Source organism: Desulfobotulus sp. (assembly GCF_034006065.1).
Lineage (GTDB): Bacteria > Desulfobacterota > Desulfobacteria > Desulfobacterales > ASO4-4 > Desulfobotulus.
In genome coordinates this window covers 1-6540 of sequence record NZ_JAVETM010000083.1, presented here as the reverse complement: position 1 = coordinate 6540, position 6540 = coordinate 1, and the positions used below count along the sequence as shown (strand labels likewise).

Genomic DNA, 6540 nt, shown 5'->3' with positions numbered 1-6540 from the left:
TACGGATCAAAATTCAAAATGAACTACGAGCCTCTGGGAATTTTAAAAGTTCACGCATTGTCAAAGACCAAGAGTTTTCAGAACAACATGCAAAAACCTAACCGGACACTACTGACAAAAAGTACCAGGAGGGGTTTAAGGAAAAAACACCGCCCACACCGGTTTTCAATCTGAATCTGGGACCTGGAGGAAGCTGAACCCATGGGCTGGAAAGCTTTACATAAGGACCATAGAGGTGTTTAAACTGTGGATTAAACTATAAACCATTGAATGTGAAAAAGACAAGTTACAAATGCCTGTAAAAAAAAACATTGTCAAATTAAATATCCAGACCCGGGAATTTTCTGATACTGTTGCCGGTGCCATCAAAGAAAGTAATGGATTTTCAGTGGAATCTGGCCAGAACAGCTCCGAACCTGACCTTCTCATTCATGAACTGACTGAAAACTGGGAAAAAGATCTGGAACAGATCCAGGCATACATTGAAACCTTTGACCATACGGAAGTATTCATTGTGTCGGAGAATTCAGACCCCCAGGTGCTGATCCATGCGTTACGGGTCGACGGTGTCAAGGAATTTCTGCCGGCTCCGTTGGATGAAGCCGCCATTAACCAGGCCCTGGACCGGTTTCTCGAACGACAGGGAAAAAAACAACAGAAAACAACCGGCCACCTGGGACAGATCATCAGCCTGATCAGCAGCAAAGGCGGGGTGGGCACCACCACCATTGCGGTGAACCTGGCCGACAGCCTGAAACGGAAACCAAACGGTTTTACGGTGGCCCTCATGGACATGAATATGGTGTTCGGCGATATCCCCATGTTTCTAAATATTTCCCCCAAACATCACTGGGGAGATATCACCAGAAACATCGACCGGCTGGATGAATTTTACCTGTCCAACGTTCTGACCCGGACCGCTGGCGGGCTGGATGTTCTGGCGTCTCCCGGATACCTGGAAAAACAGGCAAACCTGCCAACGCCCCAGGTCATAATAACCCTGCTGGAACTGATGAAAAAAAAATATGACTACATTGTGATTGATCTGGGGCAGTCCATGAATGACTCTGCGTTACAGATCATAAAGATGTCCAACCGGGTGGAGATTGTCACCATCCAGACCCTGCCTTGCCTGTCCAATGCCAGCCGGGTTATCAAGTCACTGCTGGAGAATGGGTACACAGACCAGGCCAACCTTTACCTGATCCTGAACCGGTATATCAAAAAAGGAATTGTGAACCTGCAAACTGTGGAACAGGGGTTGAACCAGAAAATCAGTCTGCTGATCCCCAATGATTATTCCACGACCATGTCCGCCATTAATTCCGGACAAACCCTGCAGGAAAGTGCACCCAAATCCAGTATTGCCCGATGTTATAATGACTATGCAGACTCGCTGCTGCCGGAAGGAACTGAAAAGAGGAAAAAAAAAGGATGGTTTTTCTAAATGACACAGATCCCCTCGCCAAATCAAATCAAGGATAACAACAGCAAAAGATACATGGCGGATGAATATTTTAAATTTAAGGACAAAATTCATTCCCGGCTCCTGGAAATTCTGGACCTGTCCCTTATAGATACCATGGAAAAGGAGACCCTGGTCAGTCAGATCAAGCAGGTTACGAAAAAAATCCTGGAAAGTGAATCAGGAAGCATGCCTCTGAATTTTTCCGAACGGGAAAAAATAGTAGGGGAAATCATTGACGAGGTCCTGGGACTGGGACCTCTGGAGCCGTTTTTAAACGATGATACCGTATCCGATATTCTGGTGAACACGTATCAGCACATCTATGTGGAAAGGTTCGGCAAACTTGAGCACACAAATGCCCGATTCCAGGACAACGGCCACCTGATGAAAATCATCGACCGTATCGTCTCCTCCGTGGGCCGCCGCATTGATGAATCCACCCCCATGGTGGATGCCCGGCTCAAGGACGGATCCCGGATCAATGCGGTGATCCCGCCCCTTGCCCTGGACGGGCCTCTGCTCTCCATCCGCCGGTTTTCCGTGGTGCCCCTGGAGCTGGACGACCTGGTGGAAAAACAGACCCTGGTGCCGGAATTCAAGGCGGTTCTCCAGGGGCTGGTCAAGGCCAAACTCAACATCCTGATTTCCGGGGGGACCGGCAGCGGCAAGACCACCCTGCTCAATGTGCTGTCCAGGTTCATTTCTGAGAACGAACGGATAATCACCATTGAGGATGCAGCGGAACTGCAGCTCAAGCAGGAGCACGTCGTGCGCATGGAAACCCGGCCCCCCAATATTGAGGGCAGGGGTGAAGTGCTCCAGCGGGATCTGTTAAGAAACAGCCTGCGGATGCGGCCGGACCGGATCATCCTGGGTGAGATTCGAGGTGCGGAATCCTTTGACATGCTCCAGGCCATGAACACAGGCCACGAAGGATCATTCACCACTGTGCATGCCAACTCCCCCAGGGACGCGCTGATGCGCCTTGAGACCATGGTGGCAATGGCCAATTTTGACATTCCCACGGAATTCATTCGGAAATTCATCAGTTCAGCCATCAACATCGTGATCCAGGTCTCCCGGCTGGTGGACGGAAAGCGCAAGCTCATGAGCCTCCAGGAGATCACAGGCATGGAGGGCAACACGATCACCATGCAGGAGATTTTTTCATTCCAGCAGACCCGGGTGGATGAACAGGGCAATGTTCGGGGTGTGTTCAAATTCAACGGAATCCGGCCAAAGTTCATAGACCGGTTCAAAGTGGCGGGCATTAACTTCGACCAGGACCTGTTCAACGAGTCCTTCCGGTTTGAAGTGTAACTGACAGGAGGTCTGCATGGATTTTATCGTCATCAGCGCGGCCATCTTTTTCATGGCCCTTTTGATCATCGAGTTGAGTCTGTACGGGGTCCGGAATATGAAGACCTACCGCCGGGCCAAAATCAAGCACCGGCTCAAGAAATACACCTTTGTTGAAACAGAGACCGGAAATATTGTTAAAAACCGGCGCCTCAGCGACATAGATTTCCTGAACCGCCTGCTCTTGTCCTCCTCTGCCGTCAGAAGTATGGACCAATTGGTGCTCCAGGCGAATGTGAAATATCCTTTGGGGGTATATTTTCTTTTATCGGCTTTTCTGGCAGCCTTCAGTTTCATGATCACCCTGATTCTGTGGGACGATGTCGTAATATCCAGTGTGGTCGCCCTTGCATCCGTTCTGCTGCCCTATCTCTATCTCGTAAACGTGAAAAACCGGCGGGCCCGGAAATTCCAGACCCAGCTCCACGAAGGCCTTGACCTGATCGCCCGGGCCCTGCGGGCCGGCCATTCATTCACCAGCAGCCTGCAGCTTGCGGCAGAAGAGTTTGAAGACCCCCTGGGTACCGAGTTTGAGGAGACCCTGGATGAAATCAACTTTGGCGTGAGCGTACCCGATGCCCTGAAAAGCCTTATGGGCCGCGTGGACTGCAAGGAGCTGAACTTTTTTGTCATGGCCGTGATCATCCAGCGGGAGAGCGGCGGCAACCTGGCCGATCTGATATCGAGCCTGGCCCATTTGTTGCGGGAACGGTTCCGGTTTCAGGGCAATGTCCGGACCCTGGCTGCAGAAGGCAAGATGTCTGCCCTGATTCTTATCCTGCTCCCGTTTGTCATCGGGCTGTTCATTTTCATCTCCTCACCCGAATTTATGAAGCCGCTGTTAGAGGAGCCCATCGGCCATTTAATGCTGTGGGTAGCAGGTTTAGGCATGGTTATAGGATCGCTGATCATGCGCAGCATGGTTACAATCGATGTATAACAATCCGGAAAACTTACAATGACCAATTTATTGGATCAAAATCTGACCTCCTTTCTTTTTCCGCTGTTTTTTGTGGCCATCTTTCTGCTATGCATGGGGATCTTTCAGATTGTGCGACGGCAGAAACAAACTCGAAAAATGGTTCAAAAAATCCAGCAGGGCGGCTTTGCTGACAACACCCGGGGACTAAAACAAGACTCGGGCATTGGCGAGCCCCCGGCAAAACAGGGAAACACCCAGTTTGTTTCCTTTTTCAGCTTTTTTTCAAAAAGATCGGGAAAGGCGAAATCCCAAGATCTGGCCAATCCCGAAGACATTAAAATCAAGTTTCTCCAGGCCGGTATTAATTCCAGAAACTTTGAAGCCGCCTTTTTCGGTGCCAAACTGTTTTTGCCCCTAGTTTGTCTGTGCATATTTCTGGCAATCCGACTCACCTTATTCCCGCTCATGGAAACACCTAGGACAATTTTGTTCACTGTGATTGCTGCATTGTTCGGATTTTACCTGCCCGATATATGGCTCAAGCAGAAGACTGACAAACGCAAGATCACCATTTTCAAGGCATTACCCGATGCCATAGACCTCATGGTGGTGTGCGTGGAAGCCGGCATGGGACTGGACGCGGCCATGCTGAAGGTGAGCAAAGAAATTGAAGATACCTACCCTGACCTTGCCCGGGAGTTCGCCTATCTGAACCTGGAGATCCGGGCCGGCAAACCGCGTAACGAGGCCTTGAGAAACCTTTACCGACGCACCAACGTCGATGAGATGAACAGCCTTGTGACCATGCTCATCCAGACAAACAAGTTCGGTACCAGCGCATCCCAGGGGCTGCAGGTGTTTTCCCAGTCTTTCCGGACCAAGCGATACCAGATGGCCGAAGAAATAGCAGCCAAACTGCCGGTGAAGATTCTGCTGCCCCTGCTTATATTTATCTTCCCGGCCCTGTTTGTGGTCATCCTCGGACCGGCCGCCATTTCCATCTACAAAAACTTTATCATGCGATGAGACCATTTACAGCTGCCGCCATAATGTTCACCATCCTCATCTCAGGATGCGGAACCAAAACCATCTCCCGGGCACCGGAGATCGCTTACGGCAATCCAGACTACAAGCATCTCAAAGATCTGCCAGCATATCGGTATGATCCGGATGCAGACCGGCCCAAGCCTGGAAAAAACCTGCCAAAAGCCAGCGCCCTGTCCGTGGATGAATATGAGGCTTTAGGAGATGCGTTCCTAAGCCGGGGCAACTTTTACATGGCCCACACCCAGTATGAAAAGGCCCTGGAAAAAAATCCGGAGAACCCAAACCTGATTTACAAACAGGGGATGGTGCAGCTCAAGGCGGAAAACCCCGAGGATGCCATTGCTCTGTTCAAACAGGTCCTTGAGCTGCAGCCAAATCTTGCATCGGCCATGGAGGGATTGGGCCGGGCCCATTTTACCGCCAAAAACCTGAAAACCGCAGCCATGTATTTTAACCAGGCCGTGATGTATGACCCCCTGCTGTGGCAGTCCTACCATTACCTGGGCATGATCCATGATCTAAACAGGAATTACCCAGCTGCAATAAAGGCCTATAACACCGCATTGACCCTGAGACCGGACCAGGGCATGATTCTCAACAATCTGGGCATGTCCCTGTCTGGGAGCGGTCAGATCCGAGAGGCGGTGGAGGTGTTTCAGCAGGCCTTGGTGAACGGATATTCCCGCGCCACTGTATACAACAATCTGGGATGGGCGCTATGTGGCCTGGAACGGTATGAGGAAGCATTTACCGCCTTTAAACTTGCCGGGGGAATAGCCGTGGCCTACAACAACACCGGGGTGGGATTACTGAAGCACGGACACCGGGACAGGGCAGCTGCCTATTTTAGAAAAGCGGTGGAGGAAAGCCCCAGGTTTTATGTCACGGCCCATGAAAACCTGCAGAAAGCCCTGAAACAGAGGTGAATATAAAAATGGAGGATTCAAACCATGGCTGTTGAACGACGCACAAAGCAGGGACACGCACTGGCTTTTTTTCTGGCTGCCGTGGGTTTCCTCATTATGTTTGCCGGCTGTGCCCCGACCAAAAACATGCTGGTCCATATTTTCGGCGACAGCACTGGTAAGCCGGATCCAGCAATACATGAAATTAAGCCCACTGTTTATCCGATTCAACCCTATGAGCTGGCCCGGCATTTCCAGATGCAAGGCAGGCACCTGCTGGCGGTTGACCAGCTGATCAAGGTGATCCAGGCCGACCCATACCACGTCAATGCCTACAACGCCCTGGGCGTATCCTATGACCGGCTCCGGGAGTTTGACCTGGCTGGAAACGCCTACCAGAAAGCCCTGGAAATCGATCCTGCCCTGGCCTATGTGCACAACAACGTCGGATATTCCAACCTGCTCCAGGGAAAGCTGGAAGCTGCGGCAAAAGCCTTTGAGACGGCGGTTTCCCTGGACAGCACCAAACCCCTATTCCAGAACAACCTCTCCCTGGCCCTGGCCCGGCTGGGAGAAATTGAGCCGGAGAACCACACCAGCACCCAGAAGCCGGACGACATCTACTACACCATCCAGCTGGGAGTCTACTATGATCTGGACCAGGCTGTGCACGCCACAAAGAATGCCCTTGGGAACGGGAACAACCTGGACTCCCCCTATATCACCAGGGTCGACCGGGACGGGCCTTTCAAGCCTTATTACCGGGTAAGGGCCGGCAGGTATCTGAACCGGTCCCGTGCAGAAAAGATCACAGCCAGATTAAAAGCGGACCTTCCCAA

6 protein-coding genes are annotated in these 6540 nt (G+C 51.3%); all 6 read left to right on the top strand.

Annotation, left to right across the window (positions count from 1 at the left end):
* Window positions 1-388: 388 nt before the first annotated feature.
* Entirely contained in the window at window positions 389-1447 is a 1059-nt protein-coding gene (locus tag RBR60_RS15965) for an AAA family ATPase (protein ID WP_320358627.1), read from the top strand.
* 54 nt (window positions 1448-1501) lie between these two features.
* The gene (locus tag RBR60_RS15960; RefSeq protein ID WP_320358625.1) at window positions 1502-2788 is read left to right on the top strand and encodes a CpaF family protein; all 1287 of its coding nucleotides are present in this window, start codon (window positions 1502-1504) and stop codon (window positions 2786-2788) included.
* 16 nt (window positions 2789-2804) lie between these two features.
* Window positions 2805-3767, top strand: coding sequence for a type II secretion system F family protein (locus tag RBR60_RS15955; RefSeq protein WP_320358623.1), 963 nt, complete (start codon window positions 2805-2807; stop codon window positions 3765-3767).
* Window positions 3768-3905: 138 nt separating this feature from the next.
* A complete protein-coding gene (locus tag RBR60_RS15950; protein WP_320358621.1) occupies window positions 3906-4775 on the top strand; it encodes a type II secretion system F family protein in 870 nt (289 codons plus the stop codon).
* Window positions 4776-4798: 23 nt separating this feature from the next.
* Window positions 4799-5722, top strand: coding sequence for a tetratricopeptide repeat protein (locus RBR60_RS15945; RefSeq protein WP_320358619.1), 924 nt, complete (start codon window positions 4799-4801; stop codon window positions 5720-5722).
* 24 nt (window positions 5723-5746) lie between these two features.
* A partial coding sequence (locus tag RBR60_RS15940) for an SPOR domain-containing protein (RefSeq protein ID WP_320358618.1) occupies window positions 5747-6540 on the top strand: 794 nt, incomplete at its 3' end.